We start from the raw sequence: 21076 nt of genomic DNA, 5'->3' as shown, positions 1-21076 counted from the left end.
AGGGATGGCAGCGCTATAGTAGAAATGAATTCCCGCAATCGTTGGCATTGCCATGGACAATACCCTGCGCCGCATCGACCTCAACCTGCTGGTCACCCTGCAGGCCCTGCTGGAAGAACAGAACGTCACCCGTGCAGCCGCCCGCCTGCACCTGGCGCAACCGACGGTGAGCGTGCAGTTGCGACGCCTCCGCGACCTGTTCGATGATCCGTTGCTGTTGCCCGGCCCGCGTGGGATGCGGACCACCGCACGTGCCGAGGCCCTGCGCACGCCGCTCGCGGATGCCTTGGCGGCGCTGGAACGTGCGGTGGCCCCGACCCAGGCCTTCGACCCGGCGCAGGCCAGCCATACCTGGCAGATCATGGCCTCCGATTACGGCGAATCCACCGTGCTGCTGCCCGCGTTGCCGGGCCTGCGCCAGGCCGCGCCGGGCACGCGGCTGGCGGTGGTCGAGCTGGCGCCCCGGCGCATGGTCGAACAGGCCGAGCGTGGCGAGATCGATCTGGCCTTCCACATCGCGTCCGATGCGCCGCCCGCCCTGCACCATCGCCGGTTGTTCACCGAGCGCTACGTGCTCGCCGGCCGCGCCGACCACCCCAGGTTGAAACGCCGGCCCACGCTGGCCCAGTTCTGCGCGCTGGATCATGTGATCGTGTCGCCAATGGGCGGCGGCTTCCACGGTGTCACCGATGCGGCGCTTGCGCGCGCCGGTGCACAGCGCAGGGTGGCGCTGTCGGTGCCCCACTTCCTGTATCTGCGCAGTGTGATCAGCCGCACCGACATGGTCGCGATGGTGCCGGCCCGGCTGGTCGCCGATGATCCGTCATTGCGCGTGGTGGAGGCGCCGATCGACGTGCCTGGCTACCAGATGGTGATGCTGTGGCACGAACGTGTGCACCGCGACCCGGCGCACCGCTGGCTGCGCGAACAGATCGCGGCGGCGGTGGCATGACGATCCGCTGTCAACCGGATGCGGCGGTGCCGGCCGCGCGCTCGAACAGCGCAGCCAGCCACTGCGCGAATACGCGCACCCGCGCGGACAACTGCCGGTTCTGCGGATAAAGCACGGACACCGGCATCGGCGGTGGCGGGTAGTCAGCCAGCACGATGCGCAGCTGATCCTCGGCCAGGGCCTGCGTGATGCGATAGCGCGGCACCTGGATCAGCCCCAGCCCCGAGAGCGCTGCGCCGGTGTACAGGTCCGCGCCGGTCACCGAGATGCACGACCGCAGCTGCCGCTCCACCACCTCACCATCGCGCTGGAAATCCAAGCCTGCCGAGCGCGCGCCACCGGGGCCATAGTCGACCGCGTAATGCTGCGCCAGATCGTCCAGGCCGGTCGGCACGCCCGCGCGCTCCAGATACGCAGGACTGGCGACAGTAACCTGCTCCAGCAGCGCGACCTGGCGTCCGATCAACGACGAATCCTGCAGAACGCCCGCACGCAGCACGCAGTCCACGCCCTCGCGGACCAGGTCCACCAGGCGGTCATCCTCACCCACGTGCAGGGTGATGCCGGGATAGCGTGCGAGGAATCCGCCCATCGCCGGCATCACCACGTGCCGGGCCAGCGTACCCTGCAGATTGACCCGCAGCAGGCCCTTGGGCGGAGCATCGCGGAACGCGCTTTCGGTCTCTTCCAGATCGGTCAGCAGGCGCACGCAGCGGTGGTAGTAGGCCTCGCCATCATGGGTCATGCGCACCTGCCGGGTGGTGCGTTCCAGCAGTCGCACCCCGATGCGCTGCTCCAGCCGCTTGATCAGGTTGGTCACCGTGGCGCGTGGAATCTGCAGGTCCTCGGCGGCCAGGGTGAAACTCTGGCGGTCGGCGATCCGGACGAAGACCTGCATTTCCTGGAAGCGGTCCATGACTGACCCTATTGTTGATGCAACTGGAATTGTGATCGCAACTTTAGCAGGATTATCCCTCCCGCTGAATGATCCACCATCCCTTCCGTGCCCATCACTGAAGGAAACCCCGCCATGTCCACCGCTTCCCGCGTCGCTCTGATCACCGGCGCCTCCCGCGGCATCGGCGCCGCCATCGCCCGCCGCCTGGCCTCCGACGGTTTTGCCGTCGCCCTCAATTACGCCTCCAATGCGGGCGAGGCCGAGGGCCTGGCCGCCGAGCTCACCCGTGCCGGTGCGTCCGCCATCCCCATCCAGGCCGACGTCTCCCGGGCCGACCAGGTCGGCGCGATGTTCACCAGCGTCGAGCAGCAGCTGGGCCGCATCGATGTACTGGTCAACAACGCCGGCATCCTCAAGACCGCCCCGCTCGCACAGACCAGCGACGCGCTGTATCTGCAGAACTTCGCGATCAACACCCAGGGCGTGTTCAACACCCTGCGCGAGGCGGCAACACGCCTCAACGACGGCGGCCGCATCATCAACCTGTCCAGCACCACGCTGGCCCTGAATCTGCCGGGCTATGCGATCTACAACGGCACCAAGGCCGCAGTGGAAGCGTTCACCCACGTGTTCGCCAAGGAGCTGCGTGGCCGCGCGATCACGGTCAATGCGGTGGCCCCGGGCCCGGTCGCGACCGCGCTGTTCCTCGACGGCAAGACGGACGAGCAGATCGCCACCTTCGCGCGGATGCCGCCACTGGAACGCCTCGGCCAGCCGGACGACATCGCCGGTGTCGTCGCGTTCCTCGCCGGGCCGGACAGCGGCTGGGTCAACGGCCAGATCCTGCGCGCCAACGGCGGCGTGGCCTGAGCCCGCCCGCATGTCACCCCGCCACCTCGCCGTGCTGCTGCCCCTGCTGTGCGCGACCGTCATGACCGCCTCGTGCGACGCAGGCGCACCACGCCCACACCCCGCCATGAAGCCCTCCATCACCTATCTGCACCTGCTGCGACACACGCCGTTCTTCGCCAGGTTGAGCACTGCGCAACTGCGCCACGTGATCGACCATTCGCGCGAGTGGGAGGTCAGCGCCGGTACGTCCATCCTCGGCAATACCACCACCGAGGGCCGCGAGGATGTCTGGGTGCTGCTGGATGGCGGCTGGGAACTGCGCTATCGCGGCCAGGTGCTGCGCAGCGGGCACGCCGATCCGGGCACGTGGTTCAGCACCACGCAGCTCGGTCCGGAGCCGTTCGAACTGGTCACCCACGCGCACAGCTACGTCATGCAGATTCCGGCGCGGGACATGGACGCGATGCTGGCCCAGGGCTTCGATTTCACCGCCCACATGGACGCGGGCCGCGCGCTCTACCGGCGCCTGCGCGACGGCACGCGCGCTTCCACGCAGTAACCCTCAACGCCCCTCTTTTCGATCAGGAGATATCCATGTCGCACACCATTCTCGTCACTGGCGCATCCTCCGGCTTCGGCCTGATGACCGCCAAAGCCCTGGCCCAGGCCGGTCACACCGTCTACGCTTCGATGCGCGACATCGGTGGACGCAATGCAGCGCGCGTTGCCGAGATCGCCGCGTGGGCCACGCAGCAGCGCGCCGACCTGCGTACCGTTGAACTGGATGTGCAGTCCGAGGCCTCCAGCAGCGCTGCCATCGCACGGGTACTCGCCGATGCGGGCACGCTGGATGTGATCATCCACAATGCCGGCCACATGGTGTTCGGACCGGCCGAAGCGTTCACCCCTGAGCAACTGATGCAGCAGTACGACGTCAACGTCCTCGGGACGCAGCGGGTCAATCGTGCCGCGCTGCCCTTCATGCGGGGGCGCGGCAGGTGTCTGCTGCTGTGGGTCGGATCGTCCTCCACGCGTGGTGGCACACCGCCATTCCTGGCACCCTACTTCGCCGCGAAGGCCGCGATGGATGCGCTGGCGGTGGCCTACTCGACCGAGCTGGCGCGCTGGGGCATCGAGACCACGATCATGGTGCCGGGCGCCTTCACCCAGGGCACCAACCATTTCGCGCACTCGGGCACGCCGGACGACACGACCGTCGCCGCCGAGTATGAGAACGGCCCGTATGCCGGCGTGGCCCAGCAAGCGCTGCAGGGCCTGGCCAGCCTGGAACCGGCCGATGCCGATCCCGAGCAGGTCGCGCGTGAGATCGTTCGTGTGGTCGGCCTGCCGCATGGCACGCGTCCCTTCCGCGTGCATGTCGATCCGTCGCAGGACGGGGCCGAGGTGGTCAACGCGGTAGCCGACCGGATGCGCACGGAAATGTACAGGACGATCGGCCTGGCCGACCTGCTCTCACCGCGTGCCTGATCCCTGTTCAGTATTGCGACGCGTCATGTAAACGATTACAGCCCCTGCTAGCGTGTGCCCCACCCCCGCCGTCGGCGGTCGTTTCAGATCAGGAGCGCATTGATGGGGCTGCATGTTGACCGTTCGATTGTTGGGCACCGGCCACGCCGCGTCATGGCCGGCACCCTGCTTTTCACCGCACTTGCCGTGAGCCTGTCCGCGGCTGCGCAGACCCTGCCACCGCGTAGCCAGTGGCAGGCCAGCAGTTCCTCGCAGCAGGTGCCGGCGATGGCGGTCAGCCACCTGATCGATGGCGACCCGTCGACGGTCACCGGCGGCGCCTTCAGTCCCGGCCACTGGTTCCAGGTGGACCTGGGCACGCCCAGCACGCTCAGCGGCGCGCAGATCACCTGGGACGTGTCCAATCCCGAGGGCTACACCGTGCAGACCTCATTGGACGGGCGGCAGTGGCAGCCGGCCTACACCATGCGCGATTCGCTTGGCGGTATCGAGACGCTCTACTTCGCACCGCGCCAGGCCCGTTACCTGCGCCTGGCGAGCCCGGAGCGCACCTCGGACTGGGGAGTATCGATCTTCGAACTGGAGCCGCTGGACCGCAGTGCCAGCGCGCGCGTGGCTGGCGTGGATGCAGCCCAGGCCGCGGCGCTGTGGCAGGGCGGCAGGGCGGTCGCCGTTCCACTTGGCAAAGACGGTGCGCATGTCCTGGAGATCGCGTTGCCGCGCGCAGTCGCCACCACCGGCCTGGCCGTGGACTGGACCGGCGCGCATGGTGCTGCGCGGCTGCAGGCACGTGATGCGCAGGGGCGCTGGGTGGATCTTGCGCGCGACCTGCAGGCCGGTACCCGGCAGCAAAGCTGGTTGGCCGGCCCGGCTGCCGTGACCGCCACGGCGCTGCGGCTGACGGTGACTGGTGATGCCCCGCAGGTCGACCGCCTGCGCCTGCTCGGCCCCAAGGCCGTGATGACGCCGATGAAGCGCTACCAGATCGCCGCCAGCGGTGCGCAGCGCGCGCTGTTCCCGGCGTCGCTGCACCTGCAGCAGACCTATTGGACCGCGGTCGGCATCCATGCCGGGCGGCAGAAATCGATCTTCGATGAGTACGGCAACATCGAGGCCTTCAAGGGCGCGCCACTGGTGCAGCCGATCTGGCGCAATGCCAACGGTGTCGCCGCAGGCGCCGCCGATCAACCGGTGCAGCACGCGCTGCGCGATGGCTGGAAGCCGATGCCCTCGGCGACGTGGTCGCCACAACCGGGGCTTGAACTGCAGAGCGAGGCATTCGCCGTCGAGCTCGACGGACAGCCGGTGACCTTCGTGCGTCACCGCCTGCGCAACACCGGCAGCGCGCCCGTCGAAGGCACCTTGACCCTCGCGGTGCGACCGATGCAGATGAACCCGCCGTGGCAGAACGGTGGCCTGTCACCGGTCCGCGAGGTCGCCATCGAGGGTCAGCGCGTGCGCGTCAATGGCCGCGCCCTGCTGCAGTCCCTGACGCCCGTCGACGCCGCCGGTGCGGCACCGTTCGGACCGGATGGCAGCAGCGAAATCACCGCTGCGATCGCCAGCGGCACCTTGCCCACCGCCACGCAGGCAAGCGATGCTGACGGCCTGGCCTCGGCGGCGCTGGCCTACCGCATGCAGCTCGCACCGGGTGCCAGCCGCTCGGTGGTGATCGCCTTCCCGCTTGGCACGGCGCCCGCTGCGGCGGACGGTGCCCTGCCCGACGCCCCGGCGCTGGATCTGGCCCGCGTGCCGCGTGCACCGGATGCCGCGTACGACGCCCTGGCCAAACGTGCATCGGACGACTGGCAGGCGCGCCTGGGCCAGGTCGGCCTGCGCCTGCCCGATCCTTCTCTGGTGGACATGCTGCGCGCGCAGGCCGCCTACATGCTGATCAACCAGACCGGCCCGGCGATGCAGCCCGGCCCGCGCAACTACAACCGCTCCTTCATCCGTGACGGCATGGCCACCTCGGCGGTGCTGCTGCGCATGGGCGAATCCCAGGTCGCCCGCGATTACCTGGCCTGGTACAGCGAGCACGGCGTGCACGCCAACGGGCTGGTCTCGCCGATCCTCAACGACGATGGCAGCGTCAACACCGGCTTCGGTTCGGATATCGAGTACGACAGCCAGGGCCAGTACATCGCCCTGGTCGCGGATGTGGCACGGCTGGATGGCGGCCCGGAGTCGGTGCGCGCCTACCTGCCCAAGGTGAAGGCGGCGATGCGCTTCCTGCAGGAACTGCGCGAGCGCACGCTGGTGCCCGGCTACATGGCCAGCCAGCCCTCCCCCGAACGCTTCGCCGGGATCCTGGCGCCATCGATCAGCCACGAGGGCTATCCCTCGCCCACGCACAGCTACTGGGACGACTACTGGGGCCTCAAAGGCTGGCATGACGGTGCGTGGTTGGCCGAGTCGCTGGGCGATCACGAAACCGCGGCGTGGGCGCGCGACCAGTACACCGCCCTGCACGACGCGCTGGCCGCCTCGATCCGCGCCACGATGGCGTGGAAGGGCATCGACTTCATCCCCTCCTCGGCCGACCTCGGTGACGGCGACCCGACCGGCGTATCGATCGCGCTGGACCCCACCGGCGCGCAGGATGTACTGCCGGCGGACGCGCTGCGCACCACCTTCGCGCGCTACCTGCAGGACGTACGCAAGCGCGCCGAGCCGGGTGCGTTGTACGCCTACACACCCTATGAAATCCGCAACGTGCTGAGCTACGTGCATCTGGACCAGCCCGAGGCGGCCGACGAGCTGCTGCAGGGCCTGTTGCACGACCGCCGCCCGCTGCAGTGGCAGGTGCTGGCCGAGGTGGTGCACTCGCGGCTGCGCTTCCCGCGCTACCTCGGCGACATGCCGCATACCTGGATCGGCGCGGAATACGGACGCACCCTGTTCGGGATGCTGATGCGCGAGGACGATGACGCACTGTCACTGCTGCCGGGCACCCCGCCGTCGTGGCTGGCCGGTGACGGGCTGGCGGTGGATCGCCTGCCGACCGCCTATGGCACCCTGGCCTTGCAGGCACGGCAGCGTGAGGGAACGCTGCAGGTCACGCTGGGCAAGGGACTGCGCAAGGACACCGCGGTGCGGGTGTGGTGGCCGAGCCGCACCCGCCCCACCAGCGTGCGGGTGGATGGACGCAACGTCACTGACTACGACGCACGCGGCGTACTGCTCACGCAGCCCTTCCGTCGGCTGGAGGCGACCTGGTGAGCCCGCGCTCGGACCGCCTCACAGGTTTGGCAATCCGGGTGGATTGGTCTGCGAACGCGCCACCGCTTCTTCGCCCACGTTCCAGCGCTGCAACGCCTGGGCATAGGTGCCGCTGGCGATCTGGGTGTTCAATGCCTGGGTGATCGCGTCGGCCAGGCCACTGCCCTTGCGCGTGGTCACCGAGATCGCCGCCGCATCCGGCCAGCCACCGGGAAACAGGCCGACGCGGCGCACCTTGCCATCGCGCGCGGAGTACGCGCCGGTGGCATTGGGCTCGAAGGAGACATCCGCACGCCCGGTGATCACCGCCAGCCGGCCGACCACCGCATCATCGAAGTACTGGTACTCCACCGGCTTGAGCCCGGCGGCGATGTTCTGCTGGTCCCAGTGGCGCAGGATCTGGTCCTGGTTGGTGCTGGCACCGACCACCACCTTCAGGCCGGCGACATCGGCCGGGGTGGCGATCGCCTTGATCGGACCGTCGGTGCGGGTATAGATGCCGAGCAGGTCGTAGCGGTAGCTGGAGAAATCGAACTTCCGCTTGCGCTCCTCGGTGACGGTGATATTGGAGATCACCGCATCGTACTTGCCCGACTGCAGGCCCAGCGGCCAGTCCTGCCACGCTACCGGTACCAGCACCAGCTTCAGCCCCAGCCCATCGGCGATCAGCCGCGCGATGTCCGGCTCCACGCCGACGATCTGCTTGCTGTCGGCACCGTAGTCGGCCAGAGGCAGCTGCGCCGGATGGGTCGCCACGGTCAGCGTGCCGGGGGTGACGAAGCGGAACCCGGCCGGGATCAGCGCCTCGGCCTTCGGATCCGGCGTCCCTGCCAGGACCGGTGCGTCGGCGCCGGCCAGGACGTTGGCGCCAACGGGCGCGGCATCGACCGGTTGGCCGACGCGCGAGTAGACGATCCCGGCGACGCCGAGAACGAACACGGCCGCGATCAACACGGTGCTGGTGGAGACACGTCGCTTGTGGGGCACATTCATGGGCGTTCCTGCTGGAAGAATTAGGGACGCATCACAGCGTCTTGGCCAGGAAATCGGCGGTGCGTTGTTGCCGGGGACGGTCGAAGACCAGCTCGGGCGGACCCTGCTCGATCACCCGGCCCTGGTCCATCATCACCACGTGGTCGGCTACGCGGCGGGCAAAACCCAGTTCATGGGTGACGATGACCAGCGTGGTGCCCGAGCGCGCCAGCTCCTCGATGACGCTGAGCACTTCGGACACCAGCTCCGGATCGAGCGCGGAGGTGGGTTCGTCGAACAGCAGCACCTTGGGCTGCAGCGCCAGTGCGCGGGCTATGGCGATGCGCTGCTGCTGGCCGCCGGAGAGCTGGCGCGGATACGCGTCTGCCTTGTCCGACAGCCCGATCCGCTCCAGCAGATCCCGGGCCTGCTGCTCGGCCCGGGCGCGGGTCACCCCGCGCACCGCGATCGGCGCTTCGATCAGGTTTTCCAGCGCGGTCAGGTGCGGGAACAGATTGAAGCTCTGGAACACCATGCCCACGTCCGCGCGACGGCGACGGATCTCGCTCTCGGGCAGTTCGTAGAGGGTGTCGCCCTCGCGCCGATAGCCGACCAGTTGCCCACCGACGGTGACGAAGCCGTGGTCGGCGCGTTCCAGATGGTTGATCAAGCGCAGCAGCGTCGATTTGCCGGCACCGGACGGACCAATCAGCACAGTCACGCTGCCGGCCTTCAGCTCCAGATGCACGTCATCCAGCACGGTCTGGTCGCCGAACGCCTTGCCGACGCCCTGCAGCAGCACCGGGGCGCCATTGCCGGTGGCGAATGGTGCGGCGATGGCGGCCCGGGTGATGACGCGCGGCGCCGCCTCCGGGGAAGACGCCAGCGATCTGGCCGGAACTTTCGAGATGCTGCGCTCACGATGCAGATGGCCACGCGCGAACCGCCGCTCCACGCGCCGCTGCACCAGCGACAGCACCGTCAGGATTACCAGATACCAGACCGTGGCGACCATCAGCAGCGGCACCACCTCCAGGTTGCGCCGGTAGATCACCTGCACGGTGTAGAACAGCTCTGGCAGGGCCAGCACGTAGACCACCGAGGTGCTCTTGGCCAGGTTGATCACATCGTTGAAGGCGCCCGGCAGGATCGAGCGCATGGCCTGCGGCAGGATGATCCGGCGGATCTGCCGGCCACGCGGCAGCCCGAGTGCGGCCGCCGCTTCGTACTGGCCGTGGTCCACCGACAGGATGCCGCCGCGGATCACCTCGGCCGAGAATGCGGCCTGGTTGAGGGTCAGTCCGAGCACCGCCGCAGTGAATACACCGATCAGCTGGGTGGTCGGATACGAGAACAGGCTGATCCCGGTGAACGGCACGCCCAGCTCGATGGTGCTGTACAGATAGCCCAGGTTGTTGAGCAGCAGCAACAGCACCAGCAGTGGAATCGAGCGGAACAACCATACATAGCCCCATGACACCGCCGACAGCAACGGCGAGCCGGACACCCGCGCCAGCGCCAGCAGCGTGCCCAGCGCGAAGCCCAGGCCGGTGCCCAGCGCGGTCAGCCACAGGGTACGGGCCAGACCTTCCAGCACCGGCCGGGCGAAGAACCACTCGGCGAAGGTGCCCCAGCCCCAGCGCGGATTGCCCAGCACCGACTGCAACCCGATCAGGATCAACGCCAACGCCAGCAGCGTGCCGAACACCTGCAACGGATGCCGTGCCGGCACGATGCGCAGCGCCGGCGCGGGCGCCTGCACGGGAATCCCGGTCAGGGTGGGCGACGGTGTGCTCATGCATGGACTCCCTGCAGGGCCGTCGTCGGGACCACGGTTGCCTGCGGCTGCAGCGGCAGATGCTTCTCGAACGGCAGGTGCGCGATGGTTTCCGGATCGGCGTCCAGATCGAACAGCGCGGCGTAGCCGTGGCTCAGGTAGAGCCCCACCGCCTCGGGCTGACGGAAGCCGGTGGTCAGGTACACGCGCCGGTAGCCCTGCCGCGCCGCCTGGTCTTCCAGTTCCTGCAGCACGCGCCGCGCGATGCCCTGGCGGCGCAGGCCGGGCAGCGTCCAGATCCGCTTGAACTCGGCGGTGTCCGCATCGCGGTGCGGCATGAAGGCACCGCCGGAAATCGCCTGGCCATCGCGCAGCAGCAGCACGAACGCCCCCACCGGCGCGGCGAACGCCTCGGCCGGATAGCGCTCCAGTTCCTCGCGTGCACTGCCACCGATGCGTCGGCGCACATCGGCGTAGCGGCTGTCGTACTCCTGCTCCAGGCCATCGAACAACGGGCGCGCCAGCGGATCGTGCACGGAGGTGTAGACGAAGCGCTCGCTCATGCCGGTTCCCCCACCAGGTAGCGCTCGGCCAGCCGCGCCCAGAGGCTGGCCGCCGGCGCGATCGCCGCATCGTTGAAGACATAGCGCGGACTGTGCAGCGGTGCGCTGTCGCCGTTGCCGACGAACACGAAACTGCCCGGGCGCGCCTGCAGCAGGAACGCGAAATCCTCGCTGGCGGTGCGCGGTGCGAACCCATCGACCACGCGCGCCGCGCCAAAGCCCTCCAGCGCCACCTGGCGCACGAACGCGGTCTGTTCGGGATGGTTGATGACACTGGGGAAGCCGCGCGGGAACTCGATCTCGGCGCGCGCGCCGAAGGCGGCCGCGGTGTGCTCGGCGATCTCGGTCACGCGACGGCGCAGGGTCTCGCGCACCTCCGGCAGGTAAGCGCGCACGGTGAGCGTCAGGTCCACCGCATCGGGAATCACGTTGGCCGCCTTGCCGCCGTGGATGGAGCCGACCGTGACCACGCCCATCTGGCGCGGATCGATGTTGCGCGCCACCACGCTCTGCAGCCCGGTGATGATGTGCGCGGCCACCAGGATCGGGTCGACGCTGCCCTGCGGTTCCGCGCCGTGGCCGCCTTTGCCGATCACCTTCAGGCGCGCCCAGTCCACCGAGGCCATCGCCGGTCCATCGACGAAACCGAAGTGGCCGGTCGGCACCCCGGGCCAGTTGTGCAGCCCGTAGATGGCATCGACCGGGAAGCGCTCGAACAGACCATCGGCGATCATCTTCGAGGCGCCCGAGCCGGTTTCCTCGGCCGGCTGGAACACCAGCTGCAACGTCCCGTCGAAGCGCCCGTGATGGGCCAGGTAGTGCGCGGCCGAAAGCAGGATCGCGGTATGGCCGTCGTGGCCGCAGGCGTGCATCAGCCCCTCGCGCTGGCTGGCATAGGCCAGCCCGGACGCCTCGTGGATCGGCAACGCGTCGATATCCGCGCGCAGGCCCAGCCGGCGGCTGCCCTGGCCGCGCTGCAGGGTGCCGACCACGCCGGTGCCGCCCAGCCCGGTGGTCACCTCATATCCCCATTGCTGCAGCAGCTCGGCCACGCGGGCACTGGTGCGGTGCTCTTCGAACGCCAGCTCCGGATGCTGGTGCAGGTCATGGCGCAGCGCGATCGCCTCATCGGCACGGGCGGCAATCGCCGGCAGTACCCCGGTGGCGGCGGTGTCCAGATCCAGCGGCGGACGGTGCAGGATGTTCATCGCAGGCCTCCCTCAGCTCGCCTTGCGCGTGGGCGCAACGTCGTCCGCGTAGCGGCTGGCCTTGCGTGGCAGGCCGAGATGGTCGCGCAGGGTGACGCCCTCCAGCGTGCCACGGTGGTAGCCGCGCGCCTCCAGGATCGGCAGCACCTGGCCCACGAAATCATCCAACCCCTGCCGCTGCGCGGCGAAGCCGAGAATGAAACCGTCGCTGGCGCCGGCATCGAACCAGCGGATCAGTTCATCGGCCACGTGCTCGGCGGTGCCGATGAAGTTCGGCCGCGGGCTGACCGCCTGCAGGGCCACCTCGCGCAGGCTCAGGCCGCGCTCGCGTGCATCCTGCTTGATCTTGTCCGTGGTGGAGCGGAACGAATTGGCCCCGACCTCGCCCAGCGCCGGGAACGGCGCATCCGGATCGTACTGAGTGAAGTCATGGTGGTCGAAGAAGCGCCCCAGGTACGCCAGCGCATCGTCCAACCCGGCCAGCGCGGCGATCGCCTGGTACTTGGCCTCGGCCTCCTCGGCGGTGCGGCCCACGATCGGGCCGATGCCCGGGAAGATCTTGACGTCGCTGGCACTGCGACCGTGCGCGATGGCGGCGTTCTTGACCTTCTGGGTGAACGCGCGGGTTTCCTCCAGCGAAGGCGCGTGGGTGAACACCGCATCGGCGTACTTGCCGGCCAGCGCGATGCCGTCATCGGAGGCACCGGCCTGGAAGATCACCGGCTGGCCCTGCGGCGAACGCTGGATGTTGAGCGGGCCTTCCACCTGGAAGAAACGGCCCTGGTGATCCAGCCGGCGGAACTTCTCCGGCGCGAAGAACGTACCGCTGTCGCGGTCGCGCACGAAGGCGTCGTCATCCCAGGAGTCCCACAGGCCCTGCACCACCTCCAGGTACTCGTCGGCGATCTGGTAGCGCAGGGCGTGTTCCGGATGTGGCCGGCCGTAATTGCGGCCGGAGCCTTCCAGTGGCGAGGTCACCACGTTCCAGCCGGCCCGGCCGCCACTGATCAGGTCCAGCGAGGCGAACTGCCTGGCCACCGTGTACGGATCGCTGTAGGAAGTGGACAAGGTGCCGGCCAGGCCGATCTTCTTCGTGGCCGTGGCCAAGGCCGAGAGCAGCGTGATCGGCTCGAAGCGATTGAGGAAATGCGGAATCGATTTTTCGTTGATGTACAGGCCGTCGGCCACGAAGCCGAAGGCGATGCCATGGTCTTCGGCGGTCCGGGCCACGTCGATGTAGAAGTCGAGGTTGACGCTGGCATCGGGCGCGTTGGAAGGATGCTTCCAGGCGTGCATGTGGCTGCCGGGGCCCTGCAGCATGATGCCGAACGGAATGGGGCGTGGGGTTTTGCTCATGGTGATCTCCAGGGGTCAGGCCACCGCCGCGCGGGGCGCGGGCGAGAGCAGTTCAAGGGATGTCAGGCGTGCATCGAGGTCGGCGACGGGCGCATCGAGGATGAATTCGCCGACGCCGAACTGCCGGTGCAGGTCATCCAGCGCGCGGCGCACGTGGTGTGCATCGCCGGCCAGCACGCTGGGATGGGTTTCTTCGATGCGGTAATCGGAGACGCCAACCTGACGCGCGTATTCCGCCGCCGCCTCGGGGCTGGGCAGGTTCACCGTCTGCCCCGGGGCGAGGTGCAGCTTGTAGATGCGCAGCGCGCCCAGATGGCGCGCGGCGGCGTCGGCGGTCGGCGCGGCGAAGGCGACGGTGGCCAGCAGCGGCGCCTGCGTGGACACCGCGCGGTAGGCATTGAACGCCGCCTCGATGCTGCGCGGGTCGCCATCGAAATGTGCGGCGTACACGAAGCGCCATCCGAGCTCGGCCGCCAGCCGTGCGCTCTGCGGGCTGGCACCCAGCAGGAAGCGCTCCGGCGGCGTCTGCGGGATCGGGCGGGCCTGCGCGGCCGCATGTGGATGCCCGGGGTGCAGGCTGCCGGACAGGAAGCCCTCCAGATCCAGCAGCTGCTGCTCGAACGGCCCCACCGGCGGGCGGCCGGCCGCCAACGCGGCGGTCGAGGCCGGCAGCCCGCCGGGCGCCTTGCCGATGCCCAGGTCGACCCGTCCGGGGGCGAGACTGGCCAGCAGATTGAAGGTCTCCGCCACCTTGTACGGCGCATAGTGGCGCAGCATCACACCGCCGGTGCCGACGCGGATGCGGCGGGTCTGCGCCAGCACCCAGGCGGCCAGCACTTCCGGTGCGGGACTGGCCAGCTGCGCAGTGGCATGGTGTTCGGCGAACCAGTAACGGTGATAACCCAGGTGCTCGGCGTGCTGGGCCAGGCGCAGGCTGTCGCGCAATGCCTGCTCGGCCGACCCGCCCTCGCCGATCGGGCTCTTGTCCAACACGCTGATCAGGTAGCTCATGCTGCGTTCCTCACTCAGGGATGGGCCACGGGGATGCCGAGCAACCCGTTGAGCGCGGCCAGGATCGGCTCGGCGCCGGAGATGACCTGACGGTCGTGATGCGCTGCATTGGCATGCGCGGAATGCACGCCCTGCGGCAGCACCAGCTTGGGCAGTGACTGGTCGTGCTCGCCGATTTCGGCGATCACTTCGCGGCGCGGCCGGGCGAAGCCGATGCGACGTACATCCAGTTGCTGATCCAGCCCTTCGATGCTGGACAGCGCACCTTCCAGCAGCAGGCTGTGCCGGCAGAAGAAGCGCTGGCCAGGCAGCTGGCCGTCTTCGAATTCGCGATCCAGCAGGAACAGGATCGGCTTGTCGGGGGCGTGTGCAGACACAGGGGTTGTCCTCGTCATGGCCGGCAGCAGCGTGCCGTTGGACAGTCGATGCTAGAGAAGGCGGCGGCGTTGCCTGCGTCGCAAATCGACAATCGGCGGTCGGATCACGCCAGGCAAATACGCGTTGGCAATAAGCACAGGGCCTGGGGTTATGGCCGCGCCAGAAGGCGCACCGTTGCGCCCTATGCGATCCGGCGCAGTGGCGCGCGCACCGCCGTCGGCGACAGGTGGCCGGCCGCCCGCTGCGCGGCCAGTTGGATCCGTGCCAGCAGCGCCGGGCTGCTGACCTGGGTGTCCTCGAAGTCCGCGGGCGTGGCGTACACCCCGATCGGCAGCGTGTGCGCCTGCAGGAAACTGAAGAGCGGCCGCAACTGATGATCGATCACCAGCGCGTGCCGCTCACTGCCGCCGGTGGCCACCAGCAGCACGGGGGTGTCGATCAAGGCCTCCAGCCCGATGAAATCGATCAGGTGCTTGAACAGCCCCGGGTACGAGCCGCGGTAGACCGGCGTGGCCGCGATCAGCAGGTCGGCCGTTTCGATCCGCTGCAGGGCCTGTTCGATGCGTGGCTCCACTTCGCTGCGGGCCAGTGCCTGGCCGAGCGAGCGCGCGATCGGCGCCAGCTCGACCACCTGCACGTCGATGTGCAGATGCAGCCGCAGTTCTTCCAGCAGGTGGCGCACCAGCAGCAGCGTGCGCGAAGTGGCCGAGCTGGTCGGCGACCCGATCAGCGCGACGACGTTCAGAGCGGTGGACATGCCTATCTCCCTCAGAAGCGGTAGTTGATGCGTCCGTACCAGAACGCGCCGATCGTGCTCAGCACGTCGCCGGTGTCCCAGGTGGTCTCGATGCTGGCCACGTCGGTGGCGCTGCGTGCGTACTCGGGCACCTTGCGGGTGCGTTCGTCGAACAGGTTGTTGATGCCCAGCGCGGCGCTCCAGCCGCCCCCGAGATCCGCGCTGCCGGACAGATTGGTCACCAGCACCGGCGGCTGCTTGTACTCCACCCCGTTGTTGAGCCGCTTGATCGGGCCGTAGTAGGTGAAATCCAGGTTCGAGCGCCAGCGCCCCTGCTGCCAGCCCAGGCCGGCCACCTGCGTATAGGCGGGGGTGCGGAAGCGCAGTGCGTACTCGCTGGAGCGGGTCAGCAGGTTGATGTTGGGCAGGCCCTGCAGCACCGCGGGGATGTCGCGCACGTTCTGGATCGTGGTGCGCCCTACGTTCGCCGCATAGCTCCAGCGCAGCTTGCCCCAGTCGGTTTCCTGGTTGGCCTCCAGGGTCAGCTCCAGGCCCCGCGTGCGGGTATCGCCGACGTTGGTGAAGTAGCTGGCATAGAACGCATCGCCGGGAAGAATGCTGATCCCGGCGGTACCGAGCAGGGCATCGATGGTGTTCTTCTGCGCGGCGGTCAGCACGGTGCCGCTGTTGTCGGTGATGCGTGCCGGGTCCTGGGCGTTGTAGCCGATCTGGCTGGACTGCCCGAGCTGGCCACGGATATCGATCTGGTAGGCATCCAGCGCCAGATGGAACGCCGGGCTCGGATCCCAGGTCACGCCCAGACTGTAGTTGTCGGCCTTCTCCGGCTGCAGGGGGGTGGCACCCAGCGCCAGCGCAGCCGGCGAAGAGACCTGCGCCACCAGCGTAGTGCCGCACGGGCAGCTGCCGGTGGCCTGGTAGTACTGCGCGCCGAGGCTGGGCGCATGGAACCCGTTGCTGACCGTGGCACGTACACCGAATGCGTCGGTGACATCAAAGCGGGTGGTCAAGCGACCGGTCGAGACGCTGCCGAAATCGGAGTGATCCTCCCAGCGCGCGGCCGCGTCCAGGTACCAGCGCGAGGTGACGTTGGTCGCCGCCCCTACGTACACCGCCTTGCTGTTGCGCGTGGCCTCGACCGCATCGGCCGTGGAATACCCCACGAAAGCCGCCGCACCGAAGCCGGTGTAGGACTCCCACTGCCCTGCTCCGCGCTCGTAGCGCTCGTGCTGGTACTCGGCACCGGCACTGACCTCCAGTGGCGAGGCGAATGCTGCCACGTCGAAGCCACGGCGCAGGTCCAGATTGGCGATGCCCTGCTGGTAATCCAGCTTGCCGTCATAGAAATCCGTCGGCGCCCCGGGATACGCCAGCGAGAAGTTCGCCGAGTTGCGCGTATAGGTGCGCACCGTATTGCGGTTGCCGGTCACGCTGGCGTCCACGTCCCAGCCGCCCCAGTGGCTTTTGACCCCGGCCGTACCCGTGTACTGCGCTTCCTTGGTCTCGAGCACCGGCAGGAAACCGTCCGGCCACACGCTGAGCACGCTCGGCGCCTTGTAGGTCCCGAAGATCGTCGCGGGCAGGCGGAAGTTCTGGATCGCCTGTGCGGTGCGGTCGCTGGCGGTGGCGTTGGCGTAGAACTGCGCGTTCTCGCCGAGGCCGTGGCCCACGTTCACCGCGAATGCGCGCAGCGCATACGACGGCGAGCTCAGGATGGTATTGGCTTCCGGGTTGCGTGCAGCTTCGGCCGGGCTGGGCGTGGCCCCTGCTGGCAGCCGGTTGTTCGGACGCAGCGCCACCGGATTGCCGTTCGCATCCACCGCCGGATAGCTCAGGTAGCCATCGATATAGCGCCGGGTACGGATCGCATGGTGCTGGCGGGTGCTCTCACCGGAGAGGTTGATGAAGCCATCCTGGCCCCACGGCAGCCCCACGTTGGCACGCACGCTGGTGCGGCTGCCGTCGCCATCGATGCTCTGCCCGCTCTCGATGGAGACGTCGCCGCCCTGCGCGTTGGATTTGAGGATCACGTTGATCACGCCGGTGATCGCGTCCGAGCCATACAGCGCCGACGCCCCATCGCGCAGCACTTCGATGTGATCGATGGCCGCGACCGGGATCAGTGCCAGGTCGGTCCAGGCATGGCCCGGATAGCCACCGCCGTTCGCACCGCTGACATAGGCGCTGGCGTTGCGGCGTTTGCCGTTGACCAGCACCAATGTGTAGCCCGGCGAGAGGTTGCGCAGCTGATAGCCGCGGATCAGGCTCTCCTGATCGCTCTGGTAGCCGCCGATCTGGCTCAGCGACGGCAGGCTGCGCTGCAACGCTTCCAGCAGGTTGGCCTGCCCGGTCGAGGCCAGGTCTTCAGCGGAGATCACATCGATCGGGGTCGAACTGTTCTTGACGGTACGCGTGCTGGTGCGCGACCCGGTGACGACCACTGCATCCAGGGTGGACGCAGCGGTGACGCCGGCGCTGACCACCGCATCCGGCGGTGTATCCGGACCCGCGGCCCGCGCGCCTCCGGCAGCGAGGGACAGCGCGATCAATGCGGCGAGGGAGGACAGCATCGGCACGTGGGCCGCAGGCAGGGAGCGGGGGACAGGAGACATGGGGGCTCTTGGTAGAAGGAGGACGGTCACCTCCGCGACGTCGCGTCGCAGGGCATCAACGTGCGTTGGGCGGATCGCCCAGGCACCGGCAACATCGCGACGAAGGCATCGGCGGCATCTCAGGGCCTGATCGGGAACAGGCCTCCATTCAAGGGCCTGCGCGGATCCGGCGACAGCCATCCAGGCGTCACGCAGCCGCAACATCGCGCCACGGATATGCCGGTTGGTGATGTGGTTAGCACCGGATCGCGAGCGGATCCTGCTGGCAGATCACCGCCGGTAATGACCTTATTCAGAGCGGAGCACACCCGGCCGCGGGCCACCGATTAGCATCGAGCGATGCATGACCGCCCTGACCTCCACGCCGCTCCCACCATCGCCATCGTGGCCTGCCATGGCCAGGGGCTGTTCGAATTCGGCTGTGCGGTGGGCCTGTTCGCGCCGGTCCGCCCCGAGCTGGAGGTGGCCTGGTACAGCACCCGGCTATGCGCTGCCGAACCCGGCGCGCTGCAGATGCTCGGCAGTGCGCAGGTGCACCTGCCCCACGGGCTGGAGGCACTGGATCACGCCGACACCATCGTGGTTCCCGGTTGGCGCAACCCCGCCGAGCGCCCCCCGCAGCCGCTGCTGGAGGCGATCATCCGCGCCCACCAGCGCGGCGCTCGGATCGCCTCGATCTGTTCGGGGGCCTTCGTGCTCGCATGGGCCGGCCTGCTCGATGGCCGCAGCGCCACCACCCACTGGCGCCTGACCGACACCCTGGCGCGGGAGTTTCCGCTCATCAGCGTGCGCGACGATGTGCTGTACGTCGACGAAGGCAGCATCATCACCTCGGCCGGCTCGGCCACCGGCATGGACATGATGCTGCACCTGGTCCGCAAGGATTACGGCGCGCGCGTGGCCAATCTGGTGGCCGAACGGCTGGTGCTGTCGCCATGGCGCGATGCGGATCGCAGCCAGCGCCTGGTGCGCTCGATCCCGCAGGGGGAGCCCACGCGGCTGGCACGGTTGATGGAATGGATCCGCCGCCACCTGCGCGATGAGCACTCACTGCGAAGCCTCGCCGAGCAGGCTTCGCTGAGCCAGCGCACGCTGCAGCGGCAGTTCCTGGAGGCCACCGGACTGTCACCGATCGACTGGCTGATCCGCGAACGCGTGGCCTATGCGCGCGACCTGCTGGAAACCACGGATCGACCGCTGCAGTGGGTGGCCGAGCAGGCCGGGTTCGGCTCGCAGGAATCGTTTCGCCGGCATTTCCGTGGGCAGACCGCGCTGAGCCCGACGCTGTACCGCGATCGCCATCGCGAGGCGGCTACCGCACGTGGTCCGGGCTGCTGACCTCCTGGCGTGATCAGCCGGCCGGCTGGCCACTGCCGGTCTCAACCGGGCGCCGATGGATCCGCCAGCACTGCACACCGAAGCCGATCACGAACAGCACCAGCCAGACCAGCAGCGTGCCGAGCACCACCGGCGCCATCGGCGCGGGCGCGATCGGATGCGAGAGCGGCACGCGGGTCAGGGTTTCATTGGTGCCCGGGACCAGCGACAGCAGGAAGGTGAATGAAAGCGCGAAGGTGGCCAGGTAAGGCCTGAGTCGCCCCAGCAGGGATATCCGCGGTACCAGGATGCCCCCCAGTGCGATCAGCAGGATGACGATGCCGAACGCGTGCCCCGGATTGAGCCCGCCAGTGCTGGAGACGCCGAAGGAGGTGATCACCGAGAGCACCAGGCCGAGCAGATAGACCTTGCCCGAGCGCGTGGCGGGGGTGATGGCACCGTGCCGTACGAAGGCATGGATGCCCGCGAGCAGCGGGATCAGGCTGAGCGCGGTGTGCACGACGCCCAGCGCAGAAAGGGAGTGACTCATGGGAAACCTCACGGAACGGTCATGGAAGCAGGGGCGGTCGGAAAAAGCGGCCAGGCGATGCGGAAAGCTACCTACCAGTAGGTAGGCATTACAAACAAAAAAAGGGAGAACGCTGTCCAGGCGATCTTCCTGGGTCTCAGGCCACGCGGGTCAGCCGGGCGATGGACAGCTCGCCCAGGGTCTGGAAGGTGCCGGGATCGGCGAAGCCGCGTGCCGCCAGCATCGCGCCATGCACCGAGGCCATGAAGGCCCGCGCCTCGTCGGCGGCAGGCCCCTGCAGGCGGAGCTGCCCCTGCGCGGCGCCCTTTTCCAGAACCGTGGTCAGCCAGCCGGTCAGATCGTCGAAGTGTCCGCGCACTTCTGCCACGATCTCGGCCGGCAGCAGCGGCAGCTCAGCCGCGAGCATCGCGCAGATGCAGAACGACGAGGTGCCGCCGCGGATGCAGCTGGACCAGTAGTCGACGTACGCATTGAGCTCACCCAGCGGATCGGCCAGTTGCCGGTCCAGGATGGCCAGGCCCTCGCGCGCCTCGGCACGGTAGAGCGCCACCACCACCCGGACCAGTTCCGCCTTGCTGGGGAAATGATGGTGGATGCTGGCCTTGCTGATGTTCACCCGCGCGGCGATGTCGGCATAGCTGAAACCGTTGTAGCCGCCGCTCTCCAGCAGTGAGCGGGCATGGCCAACGATTTCAGTGGCTTTGGGGGAGAGTGGCTCTTTCATGCCGCCACTCTACTAGTTGGTAGATTTCCCGGTCAAGCATTTTCAGCGAGGGCACTCCCAGGCTTTACATGCAGGTATTTACCTGCCTATTATCGACCGCGATGAATGCCGCAACGGAAACGGAAATGGATGCAGACAAGGTGTTCAAGGCGCTGGCCGACCCCACCCGTCGAAAACTGCTGGATGCGCTCTGCCAGACCAATGGCCAGTCCTTGGGGCAGCTGTGCATGCATCTGGAGATGGCGCGGCAGTCGGTCACCCAGCACCTGGGTCTGCTGGAGGACGCCAACCTGATCAGCACGGTCAGGCGCGGGCGCGAAAAGCTGCACTTCATCAACCCCGTGCCGCTGCACGAGGTTTACGAGCGGTGGGTACGCAAGTTCGAGCATCAGCGGCTCAGCCTGCTGCATGACCTGAAAAAGGAACTGGAAGGAGAATGACC

The 21076-nt window shown here is 68.2% G+C and carries 19 protein-coding genes; 7 read left to right on the top strand and 12 right to left on the bottom strand.

Features of this window, described 5'->3' with window-relative positions; translation table 11 throughout:
- Positions 1-52: 52 nt before the first annotated feature.
- A complete protein-coding gene (locus AC07WC_RS06540) occupies positions 53-952 on the top strand; it encodes a LysR substrate-binding domain-containing protein (RefSeq protein WP_495209279.1) in 900 nt (299 codons plus the stop codon).
- A gap of 10 nt (positions 953-962) precedes the next feature.
- Here AC07WC_RS06540 and AC07WC_RS06535 read toward each other — a convergent pair whose 3' ends face one another.
- Positions 963-1868 (bottom strand): LysR family transcriptional regulator, encoded by a 906-nt coding sequence (locus AC07WC_RS06535; protein WP_495209278.1) that lies wholly within the window; start codon positions 1866-1868, stop codon positions 963-965.
- Between the two features lie 114 nt (positions 1869-1982).
- Between AC07WC_RS06535 and AC07WC_RS06530 the strand changes: the two genes are divergently transcribed.
- From AC07WC_RS06530 to AC07WC_RS06515, 4 genes are all read left to right on the top strand, one after another.
- The gene (locus AC07WC_RS06530; RefSeq protein WP_495209277.1) at positions 1983-2720 is read left to right on the top strand and encodes an SDR family oxidoreductase; all 738 of its coding nucleotides are present in this window, start codon (positions 1983-1985) and stop codon (positions 2718-2720) included.
- A 10-nt stretch (positions 2721-2730) separates the two neighbouring features.
- Positions 2731-3261: a hypothetical protein gene (locus AC07WC_RS06525; RefSeq protein WP_495209276.1), complete on the top strand. Its 531-nt coding sequence runs from the start codon at positions 2731-2733 to the stop codon at positions 3259-3261.
- Positions 3262-3296: 35 nt separating this feature from the next.
- On the top strand, positions 3297-4190 hold the full coding sequence (locus tag AC07WC_RS06520; protein ID WP_495209275.1) for an SDR family NAD(P)-dependent oxidoreductase: 894 nt from the start codon (positions 3297-3299) through the stop codon (positions 4188-4190).
- A gap of 102 nt (positions 4191-4292) precedes the next feature.
- The gene (locus AC07WC_RS06515; RefSeq protein WP_495209274.1) at positions 4293-7412 is read left to right on the top strand and encodes a galactose-binding domain-containing protein; all 3120 of its coding nucleotides are present in this window, start codon (positions 4293-4295) and stop codon (positions 7410-7412) included.
- A gap of 18 nt (positions 7413-7430) precedes the next feature.
- Here AC07WC_RS06515 and AC07WC_RS06510 read toward each other — a convergent pair whose 3' ends face one another.
- The 9 genes from AC07WC_RS06510 to AC07WC_RS06470 all read right to left on the bottom strand — a co-directional run bounded on the left by AC07WC_RS06510 (position 7431) and on the right by AC07WC_RS06470 (position 18022).
- Positions 7431-8405 (bottom strand): ABC transporter substrate-binding protein, encoded by a 975-nt coding sequence (locus tag AC07WC_RS06510; RefSeq protein ID WP_495209273.1) that lies wholly within the window; start codon positions 8403-8405, stop codon positions 7431-7433.
- A gap of 31 nt (positions 8406-8436) precedes the next feature.
- Entirely contained in the window at positions 8437-10182 is a 1746-nt protein-coding gene (locus AC07WC_RS06505; RefSeq protein ID WP_495209272.1) for an amino acid ABC transporter permease/ATP-binding protein, read from the bottom strand.
- Positions 10179-10724 carry a GNAT family N-acetyltransferase gene (locus tag AC07WC_RS06500; RefSeq protein ID WP_495209271.1) on the bottom strand — a complete coding sequence of 182 codons (546 nt, stop codon included), beginning with the start codon at positions 10722-10724 and terminating at the stop codon, positions 10179-10181. The genes AC07WC_RS06505 and AC07WC_RS06500 overlap by 4 nt, the downstream gene beginning before the upstream one ends.
- Positions 10721-11932, bottom strand: a complete 1212-nt coding sequence (locus tag AC07WC_RS06495) for a M20 aminoacylase family protein (RefSeq protein ID WP_495209270.1) — start codon at positions 11930-11932, stop codon at positions 10721-10723. Before AC07WC_RS06495 ends, AC07WC_RS06500 begins: the two co-directional genes overlap by 4 nt.
- Before the next feature lie 12 nt (positions 11933-11944).
- Complete coding sequence (locus AC07WC_RS06490) at positions 11945-13288, bottom strand: LLM class flavin-dependent oxidoreductase (protein ID WP_495209269.1); 1344 nt, start codon at positions 13286-13288, stop codon at positions 11945-11947.
- A 15-nt stretch (positions 13289-13303) separates the two neighbouring features.
- On the bottom strand, positions 13304-14299 hold the full coding sequence (locus tag AC07WC_RS06485; RefSeq protein WP_495209268.1) for an MsnO8 family LLM class oxidoreductase: 996 nt from the start codon (positions 14297-14299) through the stop codon (positions 13304-13306).
- A 14-nt stretch (positions 14300-14313) separates the two neighbouring features.
- Positions 14314-14676, bottom strand: a complete 363-nt coding sequence (locus AC07WC_RS06480; protein ID WP_495209267.1) for a DUF3088 family protein — start codon at positions 14674-14676, stop codon at positions 14314-14316.
- A gap of 182 nt (positions 14677-14858) precedes the next feature.
- Complete coding sequence (gene msuE, locus AC07WC_RS06475) at positions 14859-15434, bottom strand: FMN reductase (protein ID WP_495209266.1); 576 nt, start codon at positions 15432-15434, stop codon at positions 14859-14861.
- Between the two features lie 11 nt (positions 15435-15445).
- Positions 15446-18022 (bottom strand): TonB-dependent receptor plug domain-containing protein, encoded by a 2577-nt coding sequence (locus AC07WC_RS06470; RefSeq protein ID WP_495209415.1) that lies wholly within the window; start codon positions 18020-18022, stop codon positions 15446-15448.
- Between the two features lie 360 nt (positions 18023-18382).
- Between AC07WC_RS06470 and AC07WC_RS06465 the strand changes: the two genes are divergently transcribed.
- Complete coding sequence (locus AC07WC_RS06465) at positions 18383-19381, top strand: helix-turn-helix domain-containing protein (protein ID WP_495209265.1); 999 nt, start codon at positions 18383-18385, stop codon at positions 19379-19381.
- 13 nt (positions 19382-19394) lie between these two features.
- Here AC07WC_RS06465 and AC07WC_RS06460 read toward each other — a convergent pair whose 3' ends face one another.
- Positions 19395-19910, bottom strand: a complete 516-nt coding sequence (locus AC07WC_RS06460) for a hypothetical protein (protein ID WP_495209264.1) — start codon at positions 19908-19910, stop codon at positions 19395-19397.
- Positions 19911-20046: 136 nt separating this feature from the next.
- Positions 20047-20634: a TetR/AcrR family transcriptional regulator gene (locus AC07WC_RS06455; RefSeq protein WP_495209263.1), complete on the bottom strand. Its 588-nt coding sequence runs from the start codon at positions 20632-20634 to the stop codon at positions 20047-20049.
- Positions 20635-20759: 125 nt separating this feature from the next.
- On the opposite strand from AC07WC_RS06455, the gene AC07WC_RS06450 reads away from it, so the two are divergent.
- On the top strand, positions 20760-21074 hold the full coding sequence (locus AC07WC_RS06450; RefSeq protein WP_495209414.1) for an ArsR/SmtB family transcription factor: 315 nt from the start codon (positions 20760-20762) through the stop codon (positions 21072-21074).
- Positions 21075-21076: the final 2 nt, after the last annotated feature.

It is taken from the genome of Stenotrophomonas sp. GW821-FHT01H02A (assembly GCF_059422145.1).
Note: the sequence above shows the minus strand (reverse complement) of the source record. Positions and strands in the feature narration are given on the sequence as shown.